Raw genomic sequence first — 20,475 nt, forward strand, 5'->3', positions numbered from 1 at the left:
GTCAGCGCGGTTCGGCCGGCTGCGAGATGTCGGCGACGGTCGCCCCATATGCGGCGATGAGGTCGTCGGCGTCGACGAAGAGGCTGTAGCCGTGCGCCCCCGCGCCCATGGCGATGCGGCGGCCGACGATCGATGCGTCGGCGTACACCGGCCAGTCGGTCGTGCTGCCGATGGGAACGATGGTGCCGCGCTCGTAGCCGGTGGCCCGAAGGGCGAGCTCGGGCTCGGGAAGCCGCAGCTTGTTCACGCCGACCACGGTCCGCAGTTTCGGCCACGAGATGGCGAGGTCGCCCGGGATCAGCGCGAAGAGGTACGAGTCATCCGCGCGCTTTACCACCAGAGTCTTCACGATGTCGGTCGGCTGCAGCCCGAGCAACACGGCCGCCTCGGCCAGGCTCGCTGCCGCGGGTCGCTCGCGGATCTCGATGTCGAGACCGCGTTCGGCCGCAGCGGCGCGAACGCGGTCCAGGGGGTCCGTGTGCGGTTCAGGCATCCGGTGCGCGCAGCGGGTCGTCCGCCACCCACAGCTCGTCGTCGGCACGGAGAGTCTGCCAGGCGGCGTAGACCACACCCGCGGCCGCCGCGATGCCGAGGAGGATGGCGATGACGCCACCGGCGCCCATCCCCTTCTTGGCGGGCGCCGTGTGAACGCTGAGCTGACGAGCGGCCTTCTTGCCGTACTTGTCCGCCTTCTTCTGGATGGCGGCAAGATCGAGCGAGCCGAATCCGCGACCGGCAGCGAGGTCGCCGCGCTTCTCGTTCGCGGCATCCCAGACCGAAAGGGCCGAGCCGATGAGTGCGCCGGCGGCGGGGACGACCTTGTCGTTGTACACCTTCTTCGAGGTCGTGACACCCTGCTCGACGTACGGCGCGGCGTACTTCTCGTAGGTGTGCTGGACCGTCGGCACCACCTGCTCGCGGTTGTAGTTGCCGAGCTGACGGCCGGCCTCGCGGGCGACGTGGCCCGCCTCTCCGAGCAGGATCTGCTGCGACTCCCACAGCGTGTTCGCCTGGTGCTGGAGCTTGCGGAGTTCCTTCTTGCGCTTGCGGCTGAGGCTCACGGTGCCCTCCCTGGGTTCCGGCTGGTTTCATCCCATCTTGCCAGACCCTCCGGGCGTCGCGAGGGGTTGACAGGTGAGAGAATGCTAGGCATGCCGATCCATAGCGCCGTCGCGACCATCCACACCAACCACGGAGACATCGTGGTCAACCTCTTCGGAGACCAGGCACCCCGCACCGTGCAGAACTTCACCGGTCTCGCCGACGGTTCGCAGACCTGGACGCACCCGGCCACCGGCAAGCCCGGCGACGGCCCGCTCTACAAGGACGTCATCTTCCACCGCATCATCCCGAACTTCATGATCCAGGGCGGCGACCCGCTCGGTCAGGGTGTCGGCGGACCCGGCTACAACTTCGACGACGAGATCCACCCCGAGCTCACCTTCGGCGTTCCGTACCTGTTGGCGATGGCGAACGCAGGCCTGCGCCGCAATGCCATCACGGGCAAGGCCGAGGGCACCAACGGGTCGCAGTTCTTCATCACCACCGACCCGACGCCGTGGCTCAACGGCAAGCACACCATCTTCGGTGAGGTCGCCGATGCCGACTCGCGCGCCGTCGTCGACGCCATCGCCGCGGTCCCGACGGCCGCCGGCGACCGTCCGATCGAGCCCGTCGTCATCAGTTCCATCGACGTCGTCCCCGCCTGAGCCGAGCTGAAGACCGCCCGGCGTGACTGATTCCGACGTCCGGGCGAACCCGGACAACTTCTGCTACCGGCATCCGCAGCGCCAGAGCTTCGTGCTCTGCCAGCGGTGCCTGCGGACGATCTGCCCCGAGTGCCAGACGCCGCTGCCGGTCGGCGTGATCTGCCCGGAGTGCCTCGCCGACCAGCGCAAGGCGGCATCAGCGAACGTCTCGCGGATGCCGCGGCGCCGGGCGGCCGGCCTCGATGGCAAGCCCGTCGTCACGTACACGCTCGTCATCGTCACCAGCGTGTTCTACCTGATCGGGCTGATGCCGGGCATCGGTCTGTACGTGCAGAACCTGCTCGCCTTCTACGCACCGCTCGCCTACACGCAGCCCTGGCGGTTGCTGACGGTGACGCTGGTGCACGCGAGCCCCTTCCACATCGCGTTCAACATGCTGGCGCTCTGGGCGCTGGGTCGCAGTCTCGAACCGCTGCTCGGTCGGTGGCGCTTCCTCACCCTGTACCTGCTGAGCGCGCTGGGTGGCTCGGTGCTGACCGCGCTCATCGCCCCCGGCTCCGTCGTGGTGGGCGCGTCGGGCGCGGTGTGGGGCCTGCTGGGCGCGATGTTCGTCATCGGCCGTCACCTCGGCGCGAACGTCACGGCGATCGCCGTGCTGCTCGGCATCAACCTGGTGATCACCTTCCTGCCGGGATCGAACATCGCGTGGCAAGCGCATATCGGCGGCGGTCTCGTGGGTGCTCTGATCGGCGTGGTCTTCGCGCGCACGCGCAAGATCAGTCAGCAGCGCACGCAGATCTGGTTGCTCGTCGCGGTGGGCGTCAGCCTGCTCGCACTGCTGGCGATACCGCTGTACATCTACGCCTGACGCGTCACCGAAGAGTTATCCACAGATCTATGCACAGCTGGGGATGAATCACACCGGTGTAATTCACAGGTGAGTGCACCTGTGGAGAGGACGGCGTGAGAACGGCGCCCCGCGCGGATCAGCGCCAGCGGGTCGTCATCAGGAAGCCGACGAAGGCGATCCCGAAACCGATGACGAGGTTCCATCCCGCGATGCCGGGGATGGGAAGGGCCTGATTGCTCAGGTAGAACACGATCACCCACAGCAAGCCCAGCACCATGAGGCCGAGCATGATGGGCTTGAACCACACCGGGTTGGGCGCGGCTTCACCCTCGCCGTACTCAGCGAGCTGCTCGTCTTCTTTGCCTGAACGTGCCATGGCGAAGATTCTACCTGGCAGTGCTCACTCAGCCATGCTGTGCGAGAATCGCACGGTGACGGAGGGTATGGGCGATGATGGCTCGCGGGCCGCTGGCCCCGGCGAGCAGACATCTCGGCGTGCCCTGAGGCAGGCTGCGAACGAGCAGACCGCCGGGCCCACCCCCCTCCCGACCGACGAACCGGCCGCCGTGCCCGAGGAGAAGAAGGCACCCCGTCCGCGTCGACGTGCGTCGCTACTCGGAGTGCTCGGCGAGATCCTCATCACCGCCGGTGTCGTCGCACTTCTCTATGTGGCGTGGCAGATGTGGATAGGCGACTGGATCATCGGCTCGCAGAAGCACGGTGAGGCCAGCGCGCTCTCGCAGAGCTGGTTGCAGTCGGCCAGCGCGGCGCCGACTCCCGCCGCGTCGCCCAGCGCCACGCCCGGCCCGTCACCGAGCGCCGTGCCGAATCCTGTCGTGCCGGTGATGTCGCAACAGGATTACGGTCAGCAGTTCGGTGTGATGTTCGTGCCGCGCTTCGGTCCCAACTGGCAGTTCACCGTCGCGGCCGGCACCGGACGCCACGACATCCTCGATGCCGGGGAGATCGGCCACTACACCGATACGGCCATGCCCGGCGAGGTGGGGAACACCGTCTATGCGGCGCACCGCTGGACGTCAGGCGCGCCGTTCGACCCGCTCGACAAGCTCGTCATCGGTGACGCGATTGTGATTCAGACGCCCGATGGCTGGTACACCTACCGGTTCCGCACCCTGGAGTACGTGCAGGACACGCAGGTCGAGGTGCTGCTCCCGGTTCCGCAGAAGGTCGGTGCGTCAGCGGATGGACGCTACCTCACGCTCACCAGCTGCGCGCCGAAGCTCAACATGCTCGAGCGCATCATCGCCTACGCGGTGTTCGACAGCTTCACACCCACGTCGGCCGGACCGCCCGCCTCACTGACCCAGGGAGTGACCGCCTGATGTATGCCGCACTGTGGCGCGTTCTTCCCGGCCCGGCCTGGGTACGCGTGCTGATACTCCTCGTGTTGCTCGCTGCCGTGCTGTACGGCCTCTTCTGGTACGTGTTCCCGTGGGTCGGGCAGTTCTTGAACCCGCAGGAGGCCACCGTCGGTGGCTGAGCACCCCCGGGTGCTCGTCGTGGACAACCACGACAGCTTCGTGCACACGTTGGTGGGCTACATCCACGAACTCGGTGCCCAGACGACGATGGTCGAAGCGGATGCCGTCGCCGACCCGGCCGGGCAGATCGGCGGTCACTCGGGCGTTCTCGTCTCGCCCGGGCCCGGGCGGCCCGAAGACGCTGGAGCTTCGATCGAGATCGTGCGGGCCGCCGGGGCCGCCGGCATCCCCCTGCTCGGCGTCTGCCTCGGCCATCAGGCCCTCGCGATGGCCTACGGTGCGCGCGTGGAGGAGGCGCCGGAGCTGCGCCACGGCACCACCTCGCGCGTGCTGCACGAGGGCGCGTTTCCCTTCACCGATCTGCCGTCGCCGTTCGTGGCCACGCGTTATCACTCACTGGCGGTCGTCGCCGATTCGCTCCCGCCGGCATTGCAGGTGACGGCACGCACCGCATCCGGGGTCGTCATGGGACTCGCGCATCGGCACCTGCCGCTGTGGGGGGTGCAGTTCCATCCCGAGGCAGTGCTCACCGAGGGCGGGTATCTGCTGCTCGGGACGTGGCTCGAGCGCGTGGGTGTCGTCGGTGCCCGGGTGAGAGGTGGAGAGTTGCGACCGCTGCGGGGGTGAGCGCGTGTCGACCCGCTGCGCTCGCTCAACGACCGCGGGCGCTACGCGCCCGGCGAGCGGGTGCTACTTGCCGGAGCAGACCCGCAACTCGACCGTGGAGTGAACCGGCACGTCACCCGGGGGCAGCGATTGGCCCGCGACGATCGGGGCACCGGCGTTCGCCGGGCACGAGGGATCTTGTACGACCGACGGGGTGAGCTTCAACGCGTCGGAGGTGAGATCACGCGTGGCGGCATCGACGGTGTAGCCGACGAGGTTGACCAATGCCACCTTGCCGCTGGCCACCGTCAGGTTCACCCGCGTGCCCACCGGCACCTGAGTCCCCTCCGTCTGATCGGCGGAGATCACGATTCCCTGCGCGAGATCGGGGTCGCTGCGGGTCGTCACGGCGCCCAGCTGCAGGCCGACCGCCTTCAATGCCGTCTCGGCTTGCACCGAAGACATGCCCACCAGGTTCGGCATCGCGCTCTTCTGCTGCCCGGTCGACACGTAGACGGTGATCGCCTGGCCGACCGCGACCGTGCTACCCGCGCTCGGATCGGTGCGGATCACATTGCCCTGCACGACCTGGTCGCTGCTCTGGTCGACCCGACGAGGTTCGAGGTCTTGTGCGATGAGCTTCTCGCTCGCGCGATCCCAGGAGGTGTCGACGACGTCTTCGACGATGCGGGAGTTCTGGGGGACGGTGCTTCCCGGGCGACTCGTCATCACCCAGATGAGCACCGAGATGAGCACCACCGCGAGCACCGCCACGCCAGCCCAGATCCACGCGGCCGGCGGGCCGGACTGTGTGCGCCGCATCGTGGTGTCGCTCGTGAGCTGACGCAGCGAACGCGCTGTCTCCGCGGCTTGGCGCGGGTTGGCGCCATAGAGCTCGCTCGCCAGCGCACCGACCTGCTTCTTCGTCGGAGCATGACCGTCGAGGGTCCCATCGAGAGCCTGGCGGAACGACGCGGCATCCTGGTAGCGCTGGAACGGATCCTTTGCCAGCGCACGCAGGGCCACGGCATCCACCGAGCGGGGGATGGTGTCGACCAGCTCCGACGGTGGCAGCGGTGTCTCGCTGACGTGCTGGTAGGCGACGGCGACCGGAGATTCGCCGCGGAAGGGCTGCCGACCGGTGAGCAGCTCGTACAGGACGATGCCCGCCGAGTACAGGTCGGCACGCGCGTCGACCGGCTCCCCCTTCGCCTGCTCCGGCGAGAGATAGGCGGCCGTGCCGATGATGGCTGTCGTCTCGGCGACCGTCGACGACGAGTCCGACACGGCGCGAGCGATGCCGAAGTCCATGACCTTGATCTGGCCCGCCGCGGTGATCATCACGTTGCCGGGTTTGATGTCTCGGTGCACGACACCGGCGCGGTGCGAGTACTCGAGTGCCTCGAGGATGCCGTCGACGTAGCGGATCGCGTCGGGCAGTGCCACGCCCCCGTCGGCGACGAGGTCTTTCAGGAGGGTGCCCTCCACGAGCTCCATGACGATGTACGGCACCTGATGCGTCGTGCCATCGGCGTCGGTCTCGGTGTCTTCTCCGGCGTCGTAGACCCGGACGATGGCCGGGTGCGCCATCCGCGACGCCGACTGGGCCTCGAGGCGGAAGCGCGTGCGGAAGGCGTTGTCGTCGGCGAGCTCGCGTTTGAGGATCTTGATCGCGACCTGACGGCCGAGGGTCAGGTCCTGTCCGCGGTAGACACTCGCCATCCCCCCGCGGCCGATGAGTTCATCGACGCGGTACCGCTCGGACAGCACACGCTGCTCTGCAGACACTTTTCTCCCCTGAACTGGCTCACCGCCAGCCTAATCGAACCGTCCTGAACGCCCGCTGGAGCCCCGTCCCCGAGCGTCGCTACCCGATCAGGGGACCGCCGGAGTGTTCGTCGGAGTGCTGGACGGCGGGATCTGCGCCTGGCCTTCCTGCGACGCGCTGCTTTCGCGGTCGCCGCACTGCGCGGTGTACTTCACCAGCAGCAACGAGCCCGGCTGCACGTTCTTGTCCGCGGTTACCTGCAGGCTGCGTGGAGCGACCGGGGACTGGTAGGTCGTGCTGTTGTTCGCGTTGAACGTGCCGTTGATGACGGTGAAGTTGTACGCGGTCACCGACGAACCGGCGGGGCAGGTGAACGCGCCCCACGTCACGGTGAACGTCTGCGAGCCCTTGGGGTCGTTGGTCACGGTGGGCGGGTTCGGGGTGCCGATCGGCGTCATCTCGTCGTAGAACGTGAGCGTCACCGCGGCGTTGAGCTTCACGTTGCCCGTGGTCGGGTTGGTCTGGTAGACCTTGCCGACCTCGTCCTGCGTCGACGCCGCGGATCCACGCTCGCAGGAGACGTTGGTGAAACCAGCCTTCTCAGCGATGGCCTTCGCGGCGTCGCACGTCTGGCCGATCAGTCCGAGGCTGTCGATGGCCACCGTCGTGGGGCTCGCAGAGGGCGACGGGGGCGTCGAAGAACGGCTGGGCGTCGAGGACGTCGAGGAACTCGTCGTCGGCGCGGGCTGGGCGCCCTGATTCGCGAAGAGCGCGAACAGCGTGCCACCGAGGACGATCAACAGCAGCGCGATGAGTGCGACGAGGGGCCACGTCCAGGGGCTGCGTTTCTTCTTCGGCTCGTCGCCGGTCGCCGTTGCTGCGGCAGGCGCGACAGTCGTCGCCGGCAGCAGGCGGGTCGCGTCTTGCGTGGCGACGGCGGGAGTGAGCAGCTTCGTCACGTCGTCGAGGGGGACGCCGCCAGCGATGGCCGGCACGATGGCCGCGGCACCCGCGACGTCGCCGCGGCGCAACGCCGTCGCAGCGCGCGCGACGGCCGACGCCGTCGCCGGGCGCTCTTCGGGCTTCTTCGCGATCATGCTCATCACGAAGTTGCGCACGGGCTCGGCAATCGTCGCGGCAAGCGGCGGCGGGGAGTCGTTGATCTGCGCCATGGCGATCGCCACCTGCGACTCACCCGTGAAGGGACGCTTGCCGGCGAGGCACTCGTACGCCACGATGCCCAGCGAGTAGATGTCGGTCGCGGGGGATGCCGCGTGACCCGAAGCCTGCTCGGGCGAGAGGTACTGAACCGTTCCCATCACCTGACCGGTGGCCGTCAGCGGCACCTGGTCGGCGATACGCGCGATGCCGAAGTCGGTGATCTTCACGCGGCCATCGGGTGTGATCAGGAGGTTTCCGGGCTTGATGTCGCGGTGCACCAGACCGGCGGCGTGGGCGGCTTGCAGTGCCGCCGCCGTCTGCGCGACGATGTCGAGCGTCTTGTCGGTCGACAGCGAACCTTCGCGCTCGAGGATCGTCGACAGGGCCTCGCCGGGGACGAGCTCCATGACGAGGAAGGCGGAGCCGTTCTCCTCGCCGTAGTCGAACACGCTGGCGATGCCCTCGTGGTTGACGAGCGCCGCATGGCGGGCCTCGGCGCGGAACCGCTCGAGGAAGCCCGGGTCGCCCATGTACTCGTCTTTGAGGATCTTGATCGCGACGGTGCGCCCGATCACATGGTCGGTGGCCTCCCAGACCTCGCCCATGCCGCCGATCGCGATCCGCGAATCCAGCTCGTAGCGTCCACCGAAGCTCACACCCTGTGTCGGTCTCATCTGCTCAGCACCGCCTCAATGACTTTCTTCGCGATTGGAGCCGCGATTCCGTTGCTCGTGCCGGACTGCCCGAGACCTCCACCGTTTTCGATCATGACGGCGACGACCACCTTCGGGTCCTGCGCCGGGGCGAAACCCGTGAACCAGAGGGTGTACGGGTCTGAAGGCCCGTGCTCCGCCGTTCCGGTCTTCCCGGCCACATCGACCCCGTCTATTGTTGCACCGCTCGCCGCACCGTCACGGACGTTGGAGATCATGAGCGACGTCATCGTCGCGGCATCCGTCGTGCTCAGCGCGCGCCCGAGTTCGGCGTTGGAGAACGTCTCCTGCACCGTCAGATCGGGCGCGACGACGCTGTCGACCATGCGGGGCTTCATCACCACACCGCCGTTGGCGATGCCGGCGGCGACCATCGCCATCTGGAGCGGAGTGGCCGTGACGCTGCCCTGCCCATAGCCGGTGAGCGCGACCTGTGCCTGATCGAGCCCGTTCGTCGGATACGCCGACGTCGCGACGTCGAGCGGGATATCGATGTTCGAGTTGTTGAAGCCGTACTTCTCCGCCTCGGCGCGGAGCGCGTCTTGACCGAGGGCGACCGCCAGCTGCGCCATCGGGATGTTGCAGCTCAGGCGCAGGGCCGTCGCGATGCTCACCTGGTCGCCCGGTCCGCAGGTGTTGCCGTCGAAGTTGCGGATCGAGGTCGAGGTGCCGGGAAGCGTGTACGTCGCCGGGTTGGGGAAGGTCGAATCCGGCGTGAACTTGCCCGATGACAGCGCCGCGGACACGACCACCAGCTTGAACGTCGACCCCGGGGGGTTGAGTGTGTCGACCGTGCGATTCTGCAGCGGGTTGACCGCCGCGTTCAGCAGTTCTTCGTACGTCGTGTTGACCTGTTGCGCGTTGTGCACGGCCATCGCGTTGGTGTCGTAGATCGGGCTCGTGACCATTGCCAGCACGCGGCCGGTCTTGGGCTCGAGGGCGACGACCGCGCCCTGGTAGCTGCCCAAGGCGTCGTACGCAGCCTTCTGGATTTTCGGGTCGAGGGTCAGGAGCACGTTCGACCCGCGCGCCGGCTGGCCGGTGATCACGCGCTCGACGCGAGAGAGGAACTGCGAGCTCGCCGTGCCGGACAGCTCCTTGTTCATGGACTGCTCGAGGCCGGTGAGCGAGTTGAGCAACGGGTTCATGTATCCGGTGACGGGCGCCCACATCTGCGGGTCGGCGTACTGACGCTGCCAGGCGTAGACGTCGTCGCTGGGTACGGAATCGGCGATCACCGTATCGCCCGCGATCAGAGAGCCCCGCTGCACCTCGAACGAGTCGTAGAGAGCGCGCTTGTTACGGGAATTCTCACCGAGATCCCCCGCCTGCACGACCTGGATCCAGCTCGTCGCGCCGAACAGAGCGATGAACATCGCGAGCATGATGAACGACAGCCGTCGCAGTTCGCGGGTCATCCGATCACCACCCGAGGGCGCGAGCGCACGGCATCCGATATTCGCAGCAGCAACGCGACGACGATCCAGTTCGCCACCAACGACGAGCCACCGGCAGCGAGGAAGGGCGTCGTCAGGCCCGTGAGCGGGATGAGGCGGGTCACGCCGCCGACCATGATGAACACCTGCAAGGCGATGGTGAACGACAGTCCGGTGGCCAGCAGCTTGCCGAAGTCGTCTTGACCGGCGATGCCGATGCGGATGCCGCGGCTGGCGAACACCATGTAGAGGCAGAGGATCGCGAAGACGCCGATGAGGCCGAGCTCCTCGCCGAGGCTGGGGAAGATGTAGTCGCTCTGGGACAGGGGCGTCAGCCCGGGGCGGCCCCGGCCGAGGCCCGTGCCGAGGAGACCGCCTTCGGACAGCCCGAAGATGCCGCTCACCAGCTGGAAGCTTCCGCCGTCGCGGTCGATGACGGCGGGATTGAAGGCGTCGAGCCAGTTCTGGAACCGACCGCCGACGTAGCTCAGCACCTGTGAGGCGATGAGGGCCCCGCCGACGGCGAGCAGCATGCCCAGCACGGCCCAGCTCGTCTTGCCGGTCGCGACGTAGATCATCGCGATGAACATGCCGAACATCAGCAGGCCGGTACCGAGGTCGCGCTGGAAGACGATGATCGCCATCGATGCTGCCCAGATCAGCAGCAGAGGACCGAGCTCACGAGCGCGCGGCCAGGTCATGCCGAGGAAGCGCGTGCCGACCGAACTCAGCGCCTCGCGGGTGCGCACCAGGTAGCCGGCGAAGAAGATGGCGAGCGCGATCTTGGCGAGCTCACCGGGCTGGAACGAGAAGATGCCGCCGATCGAGATCCAGACATCGGCGTTGGCATCGGTGCCCAATCCCGGGATGAACGGCAGGACGAGCAGCACGATGCCGGCGAATCCGAATACGTACGTGTAGCGGAACAGCACGCGGTAGTTCTTCAGAAAGATCACGATGGCCACGGCCGCCGCGCTGGCGATCGCGAGCCACACGAGTTGGCGGGTCGACAGGGCTTCCCATCCGGTGCTCTGGTCTTCGATATCGATGCGGTAGATCATCGCGAGACCGAGACCGGACAGCACCGTTGCGATGGGGACGACGAACGGGTCTGCTTGTGACGCCTTGAAGCGCAGCACGATGTGCAGGCCGAGCACGAGCACAGTCAGTGCGCCGCAGTAATAGAGGAACGTCCAATCGATGCGCCCGAGCGCACCGAGTTGCACGAGAGCGATGGCCGCGCCGTTGATGGCGAACGCGAACAGCAGCAACCCGAGTTCGCGGTTGCGCTGCGTCTGCGGCATCCGGAGTTTGCGCAGCGCTTTGATGACCGTGGTGTCGGCCTGGACGGTATCGGTCGTGACGCTCATCGCTGACCTTCCACAGTGGTGCGCAGCGTATCGACGATCTGCTCCGCGTCGGACAGCGATCGGGCTGAGATGGTCGAGGTGACGGCGAGGCGCTGATAGAAGGGCAGCTGGTTGAGCTGGATGCCGGTGTCTTCGTAGACCGACGACAGCGAGATCGGACCCAGGTCCTGCTGGATGCCGCGGTAGATGACGACACTGTCGGTGTCGGCGCCCACGAAGTACCGCGTCTGCGTCCAGCTGTACGCACCGAGCGCGGCGGCGGCGAGACCGGCGAGGATGACCACGAGGCCCACCACCCACCAGACGCGGCGGCGGCGGGCGCGGCGGCGGTCTTCTTCGATGAGCTCCTCGAGGAACTCGGCGGCGGGCTCGAAATGCGTCGGCTCGTTCGCCGCCTGGCGGGCGGGGTGCAGCCAGCTGGTGCGACCGGGGCGGGCGGAGGGCACGTCGACGCCCTGCGGGTTGGATGCCGACCCGACGATCGTCGCGGTGCCGCTGAACATCGGGTGGCTGCCGCCGACGTCGACGATGACGACCGTGACGTTGTCGGGCGCTCCGCCGTCGAGGGCCTGCTTCAGAAGGAGGTCGGCCGTGCGCCCCGGAGGGTAGTGGTGGCTGAGCACCTTGCTGGTGTGGGCGTCGTCCACGACGCCGGAGAGGCCGTCGGAGCACAGGATCCAACGATCACCGGGCTGCGTCGGCATGATGAACGTGTCGACCTCGGGGTCGGGGTCCATGTCGCCGAGCACGCGCATGAGCACCGAGCGGCGCGGGTGGTAGCGCGCCTCTTCCGGGGTGATGCGGCCGGAGTCGACGAGGCGTTGCACGAACGTGTGGTCGGTGGTGATCTGTGTGAGCGCGTCGTCGCGGTAGAGGTAGATGCGCGAGTCACCGATATGCGCGATCACCGCGTAGTCGTCGACCATGATCAGGCCGCTGACGGTGGTGCCCATGCCGGCCAACTCGGGCCGGCGGGCGACGGTGTCGATGAGGACGGCGGCGGTCGAGGAGATCGCCTCCTGCAGGGCCTGCTCGGCTTCGCCCGTCGAGGAGTAGGGGTGGTCGAGGTCTTTCAGTCGGTGCACGGCGATGCTCGAGGCGACATCGCCGCCGGCGTGGCCGCCCATTCCGTCGGCCACGACGAAGAGATTCGAGCCGGCGTAGCCCGAGTCCTGGTTGTTGGAGCGCACCTTCCCCGTGTGGGAGATGGCGACGCTCGATCCCTCGAAGACCATGAGCCGCGGGCTACTTCCTCAGCTCGAACGTCGTCGCGCCGACCTTGATCGGTGCGCCTACGCGCACGGGCACCGGGGTGCTCACGCGCGCGCCGTCGTGCCAGGTGCCGTTGGTGGAGTCGAGGTCCTGGATCATCCACTGGTCGCCCCACAGCAAGAGGCGTGCGTGGTGGCTGGAGGTGTAGTCATCGCGGATCACCAGACCCGACTCGCTCGAGCGTCCGATTGTGAGCGCGTCCGAGCCGAGCGGCAGTTCGAGTCCGGCCTTCGGGCCGCTGGTGATGACGATGCGCGCGACCGCGTCGCGCGTGGCCTTCTGCGGTGCGGACGGCGTGGGGGCCGCCGCGGGAGTGGCCGGTGCGATGGGTGCGGTCGCCGCCTGCGCCGCGGCGGGTGCCGCCGACGCGGATGCTGCGGGCACGCCGGCTGCCGCCGGTTCGGGGAGCTTTCGTACCTTGACGCCGAACAGGTCGGCCCGCAGGGAGTAGACGACGGCGAACACGAAGAACCACAGCAGGATCAGGAAGCCGATCTGCAGCAGCAGGAGAGTCAGCTCGCTCACGCGGAGCCTCCGATTCCAAAGGCGCGGGTTGCGTCGGCGGCAGAGGTCGCGGGGCGGGGAGGTGTCGCCTGAGCGACCACGCGGAAGACGATGTCGGTGCGACCGATCGTGACGACCGAGTCGGGGGGCAGCGGTGCCTCGCTGATCTTCGTGCCGTCGAGCTTCGTGCCGTTCGTGGACCCCATGTCGCGCACGAGCGCGCGCTCGCCGTCCCAGAGGATCTCGACGTGGCGGCGGCTGGTGCCGGCATCCGCAATCGTGATGTCGGCGTCGCTGCCGCGCCCGATCACCGTGCGGCCCTTGCCGAGGGTGTGCTGAGTGCCCGCGATCTCGACCACACCCCGCCAGGCGACCTGGCCGGCGGCGGTCTGCGATGCCACGCGCAGCGTGCCCGTCGGCAGTTGAGGATCGGCGGCGAGGGAGATGACAACGGGGCCGGCGAAGCTGAACCCCTGCGCCTTGGCGTGGGCGTCGACGAGGGTGTGCAGCTCGGAGTCGAGCGTGCTCCCGAGCGACTGCATGCGCTCGGCATCCGCCGGCGACATCCGCACCTCGAAGGTGTTGGGCGCGAGAATGCGGTCGCGGCTGACGACAGCAGCCTTCGCGTCGAGCTCGCTGCGCAGGGCGGCCGCGATCTCGACGGGCTGAATGCCGCTACGGAAGGACTTCGCGAACGCGCTGTTCACTGCGCGCTCGAGTCCTTTCTCGAAGCTGTCCAGTAGTCCCACAGGGCTCCTCAGGATCGCCGACCGGTGCGTACATGCTAGTTGCACAGCCTGAACACACGCGGAACGTGGCGGTTCGACGCTTCGACTCGCTGCGCGAGGCGCGCAGGGCCGAGTCGAAACGCCCATCGCGGCGTGATATCCTCGGGAAGTTGAGTCCGCGAGATCTTCGGATGTCGCGGCTCGCGCGAGTGGCGGAATAGGCAGACGCGCTGGCTTCAGGTGCCAGTGCCCGAAAGGGCGTGGGGGTTCAACTCCCCCCTCGCGCACCAGAGGAGGCTTACTGCAATCGCCCCGGCTTTGCAGGGCGGTAAGCAGGTCACCTACGGTTCGTGCGAAAAGGTCACCCTTCGGGGTGGCCTTTTCTGGTTTTTCCGGGCTTCTGCGGGCCTCTTCGGCACTGGCCACGACTATGGCCGTTTCGAGGCTCTGGCCGGCTTCTAGGGCCGTCCAACCGCGTTCAGCGGCTAGAAGCTCGACGAGGGGCGAAGTCAGCTCGTCGCCGACACCTCGTCGTTCACGACGTAGATGCGGTTGAAGAACGCCTGGTTCAGTTGACGACGCATCTCATCCGATGCGCGGCGGTAGAGCTCCTGGGGGTCGGCGAGTAGCTCGAGGTGGGCGTTGATGTATGCCAGTCCTCCGGACAGGTCGAGTTCGACCGCGTCAAGTTGTGCGGCGAGCTTTGCGCGATCTCGGCCAATCTCATGCAGTTTGACCTTGATGCGGGCGGTCGGCAGCTCACCATCGGCGGCGAGGTCGAGGAGATTCTCTTCCTTGACCGCCAGCTGACGGAGTTGGTTTTCCAGCTGCTTTCGGAGTAGCTGCTGGGCTTTCACTTTGTCGGCAACTGCTGACTCGAGGTTCTCGCGGACCGCTGCGATGAACTCGGAGCTCAAGCGCATGGTCTTGTAGTGAGCCTCGATGGCACGCGCAACGCGCTCCATGTTGGAGTAGGGCGCTGGCTGGTTGCTCCGCGCTTCCGGGCAGCGCACCGAAAGCAGCCAACCCCAGTACCGCGGTGTTCACCGACGCCCAGGTCCAGCAGGCATTCGCCTCCCTCGAGACGATGCTGAGCGACCCCTTTATCTACAAGGGCAACATCGCCTCCGACCTCACACCGGTCCCGGACTTCACGGCCACCGGCGTCCCCGAACAGTGCATCCCCGTCTTAGGCGCCGTCACCCTCGCCGTCGCTGCCGACGCGCGAAAGGACATCCGCATCACGGGTGTCTCGACGGGACGCTACGACGGACAGATCAGCGTCAGCTACCGCACCGCAGCCCGCACCCTCGCCAGCACCGACGACGCGACCACCACCCAGCAGGCGCTCGTCGACGCGGCTGGCGACGCCTCGTGCACGACCGCGGCCGCCACCGCGACGAAGCAGGGCCTGACCCGCCGCGGGAACCAGCCAACTGTTGTCGTACTCAGCGCCCCCGTACCAGAACGATGCCATGAAGGCCGACCTGTATTGGGGCGAGAGGGAGTGGAGAGTCCTGAGTCGAGTAACACTGACGAGAGGATCACCCGCGGCGCGTCCGAGCCACGCTTTTCCCCGGGCGCCGATCTCAAGGCTCGGGTCAACAATGATGGTCCCGCCACTCATCCTGGGGCACCGCGAGCAATGCTGTCGAGGCGCTTCATGACCTGCTTTCCACAACTGATGGCCAGCGGAGCCTGACCCGCCGCACCGAAGGTCAGCTGATTGGCTAGTTGTGGCCCCAAGTGTCAAGGGGGTCGGGGCAGCTGCTCCAGGCGACGGAGTCGGCGCGAAGGTTGGTTCCCGCGTCCGAGGCGAGACCATAGACGCTGATGATGTCCCCACTCGTCATCAACTTGCTCTCGAACACCTGGAAGCTTGGCATCTGAGGCACCTGCCGTCCAAGAGCGGTCAAGCACTCGTATACCTTGATCTGCGCTGCGTACTCCCGCTCCGCGAGCTCGTGCGTTATGGGGGGCGCAGGGTCGATGCCAATCCGGTTGTCGATGTAGCACTGCTTCAGGTCGCGTTCGTAAGGATCCTTCTGGCCGGGCGGCACGTGCGTCTCCAGCGACCCAGGTTCGGAGGAAGTCACCGCCCACCCCTTTGCCTGCACGCAGGCCGCTATTATCTTCGAGGCCTCGCTTGAGGACTTGTAGGGAGCGGATGGATCGAACGTGGCATCCGGCGCCGGAACAGGCCAGCCATCGCTCAACCACAGACCGGACGTTGGGTCCAGTGTTGGGCCCGTGGCAAGCGGCAATGGTGCGCTCGACGACGCGATGTCGTCCGGGGTGGCCTGTGAACCACTCGCCGCGCACCCTGACAGTGCCACGAGCACTACGAGTGCAGACACGCATACCACCCCGGACTTCATCATCAGTTCGGGTTCGGGCCGCAGGCCTGGGTCGCGAAGGCAAAGCTGTATGGCGAGTAGGCCTGCCATCCAGTGTTACCGCCGTACGGAGCGTTGCTGGAGTACTTCGTGGCTATGCCGGTGAAGTTGTAGTAATAGCCCGAAGAGCTGTAGAAATGCGAGCTCGGCGCATTCGAGGGCGCGGAGGCGGTGACCGCGGAACGGACGTTCGAGGTTTGGCTGCTGCTGCAGCCTGAGTTCCCGGACACGGTCTGCGCGTTGGCGGCGGCTGCTCCACCGAGAACAAGTCCGACTGCACAGGCGAGCCCGACAGTCGCGGTCATAAGGCGACTCTTCTTGATCATGAATCTCCCTATTTATGAGTGCGTTGTGCAACTCACGTCCAAGCTATTGTGGCCAGAATCAGCCGCACATCCGACTTTAGTTGGTGGAAGTTTCTGTCATTCATAGGTTATTGTTCGGCCGTCGTGGTGCCTTAGCTAGGGTGATTCGACGGTCTGGCTCGGATAGAGACGGACTGTAGGATGCGCACATCGATGCTACGGCACGCGCAATTCGCGGATCGGCTCGCGTGTACTGGCGACCGCCGCGGGGAAAATTGCTGCCGCTACCGCCGCTGCGAGTGCGAGCACACTGGTGGCAAGGGTGAATTCGATCCCTGGAAGTGGATCCCCCGATATGATTGCGATCAATGTCGAGATACCCAGTCCCAGCGCGACGCCGATGGCGGACAGCAGTGCAGTTTGCCCCATCAGGAGAGCTACGATGAATGAGCGGGTGGCGCCGAGCGCGCGCCGACGGCCAAAGTCTTTCCGGCGCATCATGACCAGACCATAGAGAATTACGCCGATAAGCACGGTTGCCACGGCAAGAACAGCAAGGACAAGCACGCGAGACGAGCTTGCGAGCTGTGCTTGAATCAGCGACCGCAATTGTGCGAGTGTTGCGCTCGTCTGCACTGTCACTTTGCTCGGATCATCCGCTGCGAGCACCGACATGACAGCGGAGGAGAGCGGGGCTACGAGCTGGGGTTCCTTCGCAATGACCACGATGGCGTTCACGACGTGAGGTGAGGTGAGGGGCGCTGGAATTAGGGTGAGCGGTTCAAATCCGGCCAGGAATGCGGGAGCTGATATTCGCCCTGACACTGTCGCTGTGACACCGGACGTCAAGCGGATAGCGCCGCTACCATCCACCAGTCCGAACTGCGTGAGCGCCTCCGAGGTGGCGTAGCCGGTTGGCTCCTCGAGCGTTGGCGGGTTGGCGATGCCGAGACGCGCCAGATCATGGGTGAAGACATATCGGACAGGAACGCGCGTGCCGTCCGGCGTTGCCAGGTTGGTCGCATCGATAGCCGACGAGAACGCCCCGGCCCACTCAATCCCGTCGATGTTCTCCATTCGGTCGAGCACATCGCTCGTGACGCCCGCGGCATCGTCGGACAGGATCTGAATCGCGCGGGTTCCAACGTCGTCGATGGACGCGAGCACCTTCTGCTCCGCGGCGACCGTCTTGCCCGTGGTCAACATCACCGTCACAAGCATGGCCGCGACCACCAGTACTGTGAGGGCCGACGCGACCGGTTGCGATCGTGCTGCTGCCGCCGCCTCGCGCATGATTCGAATCACAGTTGAACCTGCTTGTCGCAAGCTGCGGCCACGTCGGGGGAGTGCGTTACCACGACGACTGCGGCTCCGTTTGCGGCGTGTTCTTGGAGGGCCGTCACGACGACTTCTGTTGTCGCTGGATCGAGGTTACCTGTCGGCTCGTCGGCGAGCAGGATGGCGGGGTTTGTTAGAAGAGCCCGGCATAGCGCGATGCGCTGGGCCTGCCCGCCTGAGACTTGTCCCGGTCGACGATCAGGCGGGACGTCGACTCCAAACCGCTGAAGCAGAGCGAGCGCGTGTGGCTCGACATTTCGCCGCGCAACCCCGCGGTACAAGGCGGATTCGGTCACGTTGTCCAGGACCGTTCTGCTGCTGTCGAGGGCAGCGTCTTGGAACACGAAGCCGAAACGCCGCGCGCGAAGGTGGGCTCGTGCGGCGTCCTTCGCGTTGCCGACGGGTTGCCCCTCGATGAGTACCTCTCCAGCTGTGGGCCGGAGCATCAGCCCGAGGAGGTAAAGCAGCGTTGACTTACCGCGGCCAGATGGTCCGGTGATCGCCGTCGTGGATCCGGCCTCGAATCGAGCACTCCAGTCTTGGAGCACTGGAGTGCCGCGACTGTAGCCGAAGGTTAGGTTCTGAACCTCGATCATCGGCTGGTGTTCCCAGGGACTCGTACCTTCACTCCCTGCTCGACCCCGGACACGACCGACATGCCTCGAGCGGAGGCGCTCACCGTGACCGGAATCCGACCTCCATCCTCGCCGATCAGGGCGAGCGATCCATCCGCTGCAGAGACGATGGCCGCGGACGGCACAACGAGGCCACTCACGTCTTCGACCGTGACGATGCTAGAGGCCAAGGTTGCTTGGCCCGTGACGGGTATCTGATTGCACTGATCGCCGCAGACGGTCGCCCCATCTGCGCCGACCACGGAGACGGATATCGAGTTCGTCGTGGAGTCCCGCTTCTGGTCTGAGATCGCGCCCACCCATTGGCCTCCGTCAGGAGCGGTGATGTTCACACGCTTGCCAACCGTCATCAGTGCCGCTTGCGCATCGGTTGCGGGGATCGTGAACAGTGGCGAGGCCGGAAGGCCGAGCAGGACTGCTTCGCCACCCGATAGGGACGCGCCCCGATAGACGAGCTTTTCGTCAAGAGACACCCGAGTGGGTAGCGTTGGAACGTAAATTACGTCTCCCGGCGAGACTGTGCCGGTTTGCTCGACTCCTTGACTCTTCTGCCAGGCGCGAATCGCTGCCACGGTTCGCGAACCGGCTTCGCCCCCGATTTCTCCGTTGTAGAACCCGAGGTCGCTAAGCAGCTGTTGAAGCTGACGCACGTCGTCGCCCTTCGATCCGTCACCGATACTCCGGAACGCAGGTGTGTCCCCCTTAGCAATCACGACCGGGTGCAGGTCGACGGCGTACAACGTCGCGCCTTGAGATACCTCCGTGCCGGGCCCTGTAGAAACCTGAGTCACGACACCTGATGCACGGTTGGACGCGATCGGGGCTGTCGACCACGCGGCAATTGTGTTCAGTTGGATGGCGGAGCCAACCTTGCCTGGGGACACCGTCACGTATGTATATGTCGACTCCGCGGACGGATCCTCGGCCGGCCGGCTGACGGTCACTACCGACCATGCGATGACGCCCGCGATTAGGGCACCGGCAAGGAAAGCAGAGAGAACCACGAGGATTCGTGCACGAGGTCGAGGGGTGTCTGATGTAGTCAAAAGTGGTCCGAGTTCTGAACTTGGTTGGCGTGAGCCCAGGGTAGGGCGAGCTCGGGCTCGACCGGCGGGGTGGCGTCGGCGGTTCGCGCGAACCTATACCAAAGGCGAAGCGTGCGCGCGACAGATATGTCGCGACGACTCGGCAGCTGCAATCGGCGTTGAAAAAGCTCCACGGAGCACGTCAGCTCTGGGTGGATGCCATTTGACAGCGCGCATGCTATCCCCACTCTTGTGCACATCTCGAAGCTTCATTCACTGGTTCGAATGACCGCCTCGAACACTCGTTCTAGGCGCCACCTCGCCGCCGATCTATCCTGATCAGCGGCTATTTTGGCAACAGATGGAGCGTTGGAACGAGGCTGTGCTGAACACGTTATCCACAACGTCACGACATCTTTCACGACTCAGTTCACAGAGTTATCCACAGGCGCCTTTGCGCTTTTCGGAGCCTAGGCATATATCTGGTGATACAGCGAGAGCGGCCCCAGACGCCAATCACAGAGCCGCTCTCGCGAGACCACCGCTTCCCTAGAAAGAGAACAATGGGGTCTGCTGCATGGGTAGGTGACATTTGAGTTGGGTTGCCCGGGAGGGCGCCCTGGAAGGATGTCATTGTGCCTAAGCGTTATCCGAGCGAGTTCCGTGACGACGTCGTGCGCGTCGCGAGGAGCCGCGAGCCCGGCGTGACCGTCGAACAGATCGCGACCGACTTCGGGGTTCACCCGATGACGCTCACGAAGTGGTTGCGGCGTGCCGCGGTCGAGGAGGGCGCGAAGCCGGGCGCGACCCGCTCCGAGGGTGCGGAGTTGCGGGAGGCGCGGAAGCGGATTCGGTTGCTGGAGCAGGAGGTCGAGGTGCTGCGGCGTGCGGCGGCGTATCTGTCGCAGGCGAACCTGCCGGGAAAAGGCTCTACCGCTCGTGACCGAGCTCGCCGTCGACGGGGTTCCCGTCGCGGTGACGTGCCGGGTGCTCAAGCTCGCTCGCCAGCCCTACTGCCGGTGGCTGGTGAAACCCATCACCGATGGCGACCTCGTCGCGGCGTATCGTGCGAACGCGTTGTTCGACGCGCATCGCGACGATCCGGAGTTCGGTTACCGGTTCCTCCTCGACGAGGCCTGCAACGCGGGTGAAACGAT

Annotated in this window: 22 protein-coding genes, 1 tRNA gene and 2 pseudogenes; 9 read left to right on the forward strand and 16 right to left on the reverse strand. The window is 66.2% G+C overall.

Going from position 1 to position 20,475, the window contains the following annotated elements; all coding sequences use genetic code 11:
• Position 1: 1 nt before the first annotated feature.
• Together ITJ43_RS10655 and ITJ43_RS10660 are read right to left on the reverse strand one after the other, a co-directional pair.
• Complete coding sequence (locus tag ITJ43_RS10655) at positions 2-493, reverse strand: aminoacyl-tRNA deacylase (protein WP_194583792.1); 492 nt, start codon at positions 491-493, stop codon at positions 2-4.
• The gene (locus ITJ43_RS10660; protein ID WP_194583793.1) at positions 486-1,061 is read right to left on the reverse strand and encodes a DNA helicase; all 576 of its coding nucleotides are present in this window, start codon (positions 1,059-1,061) and stop codon (positions 486-488) included. The genes ITJ43_RS10655 and ITJ43_RS10660 overlap by 8 nt, the downstream gene beginning before the upstream one ends.
• 90 nt (positions 1,062-1,151) lie before the next feature.
• On the opposite strand from ITJ43_RS10660, the gene ITJ43_RS10665 reads away from it, so the two are divergent.
• Together ITJ43_RS10665 and ITJ43_RS10670 are read left to right on the forward strand one after the other, a co-directional pair.
• Positions 1,152-1,709, forward strand: coding sequence for a peptidylprolyl isomerase (locus tag ITJ43_RS10665; RefSeq protein ID WP_194583794.1), 558 nt, complete (start codon positions 1,152-1,154; stop codon positions 1,707-1,709).
• 22 nt (positions 1,710-1,731) lie between these two features.
• Positions 1,732-2,577, forward strand: a complete 846-nt coding sequence (locus ITJ43_RS10670) for a rhomboid family intramembrane serine protease (protein WP_194583795.1) — start codon at positions 1,732-1,734, stop codon at positions 2,575-2,577.
• Positions 2,578-2,695: 118 nt separating this feature from the next.
• Here ITJ43_RS10670 and ITJ43_RS10675 read toward each other — a convergent pair whose 3' ends face one another.
• Complete coding sequence (locus ITJ43_RS10675; protein WP_194583796.1) at positions 2,696-2,935, reverse strand: cell division protein CrgA; 240 nt, start codon at positions 2,933-2,935, stop codon at positions 2,696-2,698.
• A 55-nt stretch (positions 2,936-2,990) separates the two neighbouring features.
• Between ITJ43_RS10675 and ITJ43_RS10680 the strand changes: the two genes are divergently transcribed.
• The 3 genes from ITJ43_RS10680 to ITJ43_RS10690 are packed head-to-tail and all read left to right on the forward strand — an operon-like array spanning position 2,991 to position 4,688.
• Positions 2,991-3,902 carry a class E sortase gene (locus ITJ43_RS10680; protein ID WP_323741200.1) on the forward strand — a complete coding sequence of 304 codons (912 nt, stop codon included), beginning with the start codon at positions 2,991-2,993 and terminating at the stop codon, positions 3,900-3,902.
• On the forward strand, positions 3,902-4,060 hold the full coding sequence (locus ITJ43_RS10685; protein ID WP_194583797.1) for a hypothetical protein: 159 nt from the start codon (positions 3,902-3,904) through the stop codon (positions 4,058-4,060). Before ITJ43_RS10680 ends, ITJ43_RS10685 begins: the two co-directional genes overlap by 1 nt.
• Positions 4,053-4,688, forward strand: a complete 636-nt coding sequence (locus tag ITJ43_RS10690; protein ID WP_194583798.1) for an anthranilate synthase component II — start codon at positions 4,053-4,055, stop codon at positions 4,686-4,688. Before ITJ43_RS10685 ends, ITJ43_RS10690 begins: the two co-directional genes overlap by 8 nt.
• Positions 4,689-4,751: 63 nt before the next feature.
• Here ITJ43_RS10690 and pknB read toward each other — a convergent pair whose 3' ends face one another.
• The 7 genes from pknB to ITJ43_RS10725 form a co-directional block, all read right to left on the reverse strand.
• The gene (pknB, locus tag ITJ43_RS10695; RefSeq protein ID WP_194583799.1) at positions 4,752-6,455 is read right to left on the reverse strand and encodes a Stk1 family PASTA domain-containing Ser/Thr kinase; all 1,704 of its coding nucleotides are present in this window, start codon (positions 6,453-6,455) and stop codon (positions 4,752-4,754) included.
• Between the two features lie 87 nt (positions 6,456-6,542).
• Positions 6,543-8,270: a serine/threonine protein kinase gene (locus ITJ43_RS10700; protein WP_194583800.1), complete on the reverse strand. Its 1,728-nt coding sequence runs from the start codon at positions 8,268-8,270 to the stop codon at positions 6,543-6,545.
• Complete coding sequence (locus tag ITJ43_RS10705) at positions 8,267-9,727, reverse strand: peptidoglycan D,D-transpeptidase FtsI family protein (protein ID WP_194583801.1); 1,461 nt, start codon at positions 9,725-9,727, stop codon at positions 8,267-8,269. Before ITJ43_RS10705 ends, ITJ43_RS10700 begins: the two co-directional genes overlap by 4 nt.
• Positions 9,724-11,115, reverse strand: a complete 1,392-nt coding sequence (locus ITJ43_RS10710; protein WP_194583802.1) for an FtsW/RodA/SpoVE family cell cycle protein — start codon at positions 11,113-11,115, stop codon at positions 9,724-9,726. The genes ITJ43_RS10705 and ITJ43_RS10710 overlap by 4 nt, the downstream gene beginning before the upstream one ends.
• Complete coding sequence (locus ITJ43_RS10715) at positions 11,112-12,350, reverse strand: PP2C family protein-serine/threonine phosphatase (RefSeq protein WP_194583803.1); 1,239 nt, start codon at positions 12,348-12,350, stop codon at positions 11,112-11,114. The genes ITJ43_RS10710 and ITJ43_RS10715 overlap by 4 nt, the downstream gene beginning before the upstream one ends.
• Before the next feature lie 10 nt (positions 12,351-12,360).
• Positions 12,361-12,912, reverse strand: a complete 552-nt coding sequence (locus ITJ43_RS10720; RefSeq protein WP_194583804.1) for an FHA domain-containing protein — start codon at positions 12,910-12,912, stop codon at positions 12,361-12,363.
• Positions 12,909-13,640, reverse strand: a complete 732-nt coding sequence (locus tag ITJ43_RS10725; protein WP_194583805.1) for an FhaA domain-containing protein — start codon at positions 13,638-13,640, stop codon at positions 12,909-12,911. Before ITJ43_RS10725 ends, ITJ43_RS10720 begins: the two co-directional genes overlap by 4 nt.
• A 182-nt stretch (positions 13,641-13,822) precedes the next feature.
• Here ITJ43_RS10725 and ITJ43_RS10730 point away from each other — a divergent pair.
• A tRNA-Leu gene (locus tag ITJ43_RS10730) sits at positions 13,823-13,909 on the forward strand.
• A 219-nt stretch (positions 13,910-14,128) separates the two neighbouring features.
• Here the strand turns inward: ITJ43_RS10730 and ITJ43_RS10735 are convergent.
• Positions 14,129-14,584, reverse strand: coding sequence for a hypothetical protein (locus ITJ43_RS10735; RefSeq protein ID WP_194583806.1), 456 nt, complete (start codon positions 14,582-14,584; stop codon positions 14,129-14,131).
• Between the two features lie 74 nt (positions 14,585-14,658).
• Between ITJ43_RS10735 and ITJ43_RS10740 the strand changes: the two genes are divergently transcribed.
• Entirely contained in the window at positions 14,659-15,321 is a 663-nt protein-coding gene (locus tag ITJ43_RS10740; RefSeq protein ID WP_194583807.1) for a hypothetical protein, read from the forward strand.
• A 28-nt stretch (positions 15,322-15,349) separates the two neighbouring features.
• Here ITJ43_RS10740 and ITJ43_RS10745 read toward each other — a convergent pair whose 3' ends face one another.
• The 5 genes from ITJ43_RS10745 to ITJ43_RS10765 form a co-directional block, all read right to left on the reverse strand.
• A complete protein-coding gene (locus tag ITJ43_RS10745; RefSeq protein WP_194583808.1) occupies positions 15,350-15,835 on the reverse strand; it encodes a hypothetical protein in 486 nt (161 codons plus the stop codon).
• Positions 15,836-15,999: 164 nt separating this feature from the next.
• Positions 16,000-16,341 (reverse strand): hypothetical protein, encoded by a 342-nt coding sequence (locus ITJ43_RS10750; protein ID WP_228495644.1) that lies wholly within the window; start codon positions 16,339-16,341, stop codon positions 16,000-16,002.
• Positions 16,342-16,536: 195 nt separating this feature from the next.
• Positions 16,537-17,625, reverse strand: coding sequence for an ABC transporter permease (locus ITJ43_RS10755; RefSeq protein ID WP_323741201.1), 1,089 nt, complete (start codon positions 17,623-17,625; stop codon positions 16,537-16,539).
• A complete protein-coding gene (locus ITJ43_RS10760; protein WP_194583810.1) occupies positions 17,622-18,254 on the reverse strand; it encodes an ABC transporter ATP-binding protein in 633 nt (210 codons plus the stop codon). The genes ITJ43_RS10755 and ITJ43_RS10760 overlap by 4 nt, the downstream gene beginning before the upstream one ends.
• A complete protein-coding gene (locus ITJ43_RS10765; protein ID WP_323741202.1) occupies positions 18,251-19,297 on the reverse strand; it encodes a peptidoglycan-binding domain-containing protein in 1,047 nt (348 codons plus the stop codon). Before ITJ43_RS10765 ends, ITJ43_RS10760 begins: the two co-directional genes overlap by 4 nt.
• A 656-nt stretch (positions 19,298-19,953) precedes the next feature.
• On the opposite strand from ITJ43_RS10765, the pseudogene ITJ43_RS15410 reads away from it, so the two are divergent.
• A pseudogene (locus ITJ43_RS15410) lies at positions 19,954-20,178 on the forward strand (transposase); the annotation flags it as partial.
• Positions 20,179-20,257: 79 nt separating this feature from the next.
• A pseudogene (locus ITJ43_RS10775) lies at positions 20,258-20,475 on the forward strand (IS3 family transposase); the annotation flags it as partial.

It is taken from the genome of Microbacterium sp. VKM Ac-2870, assembly GCF_015350795.1.
Taxonomy (GTDB): Bacteria; Actinomycetota; Actinomycetes; order Actinomycetales; family Microbacteriaceae; genus Microbacterium.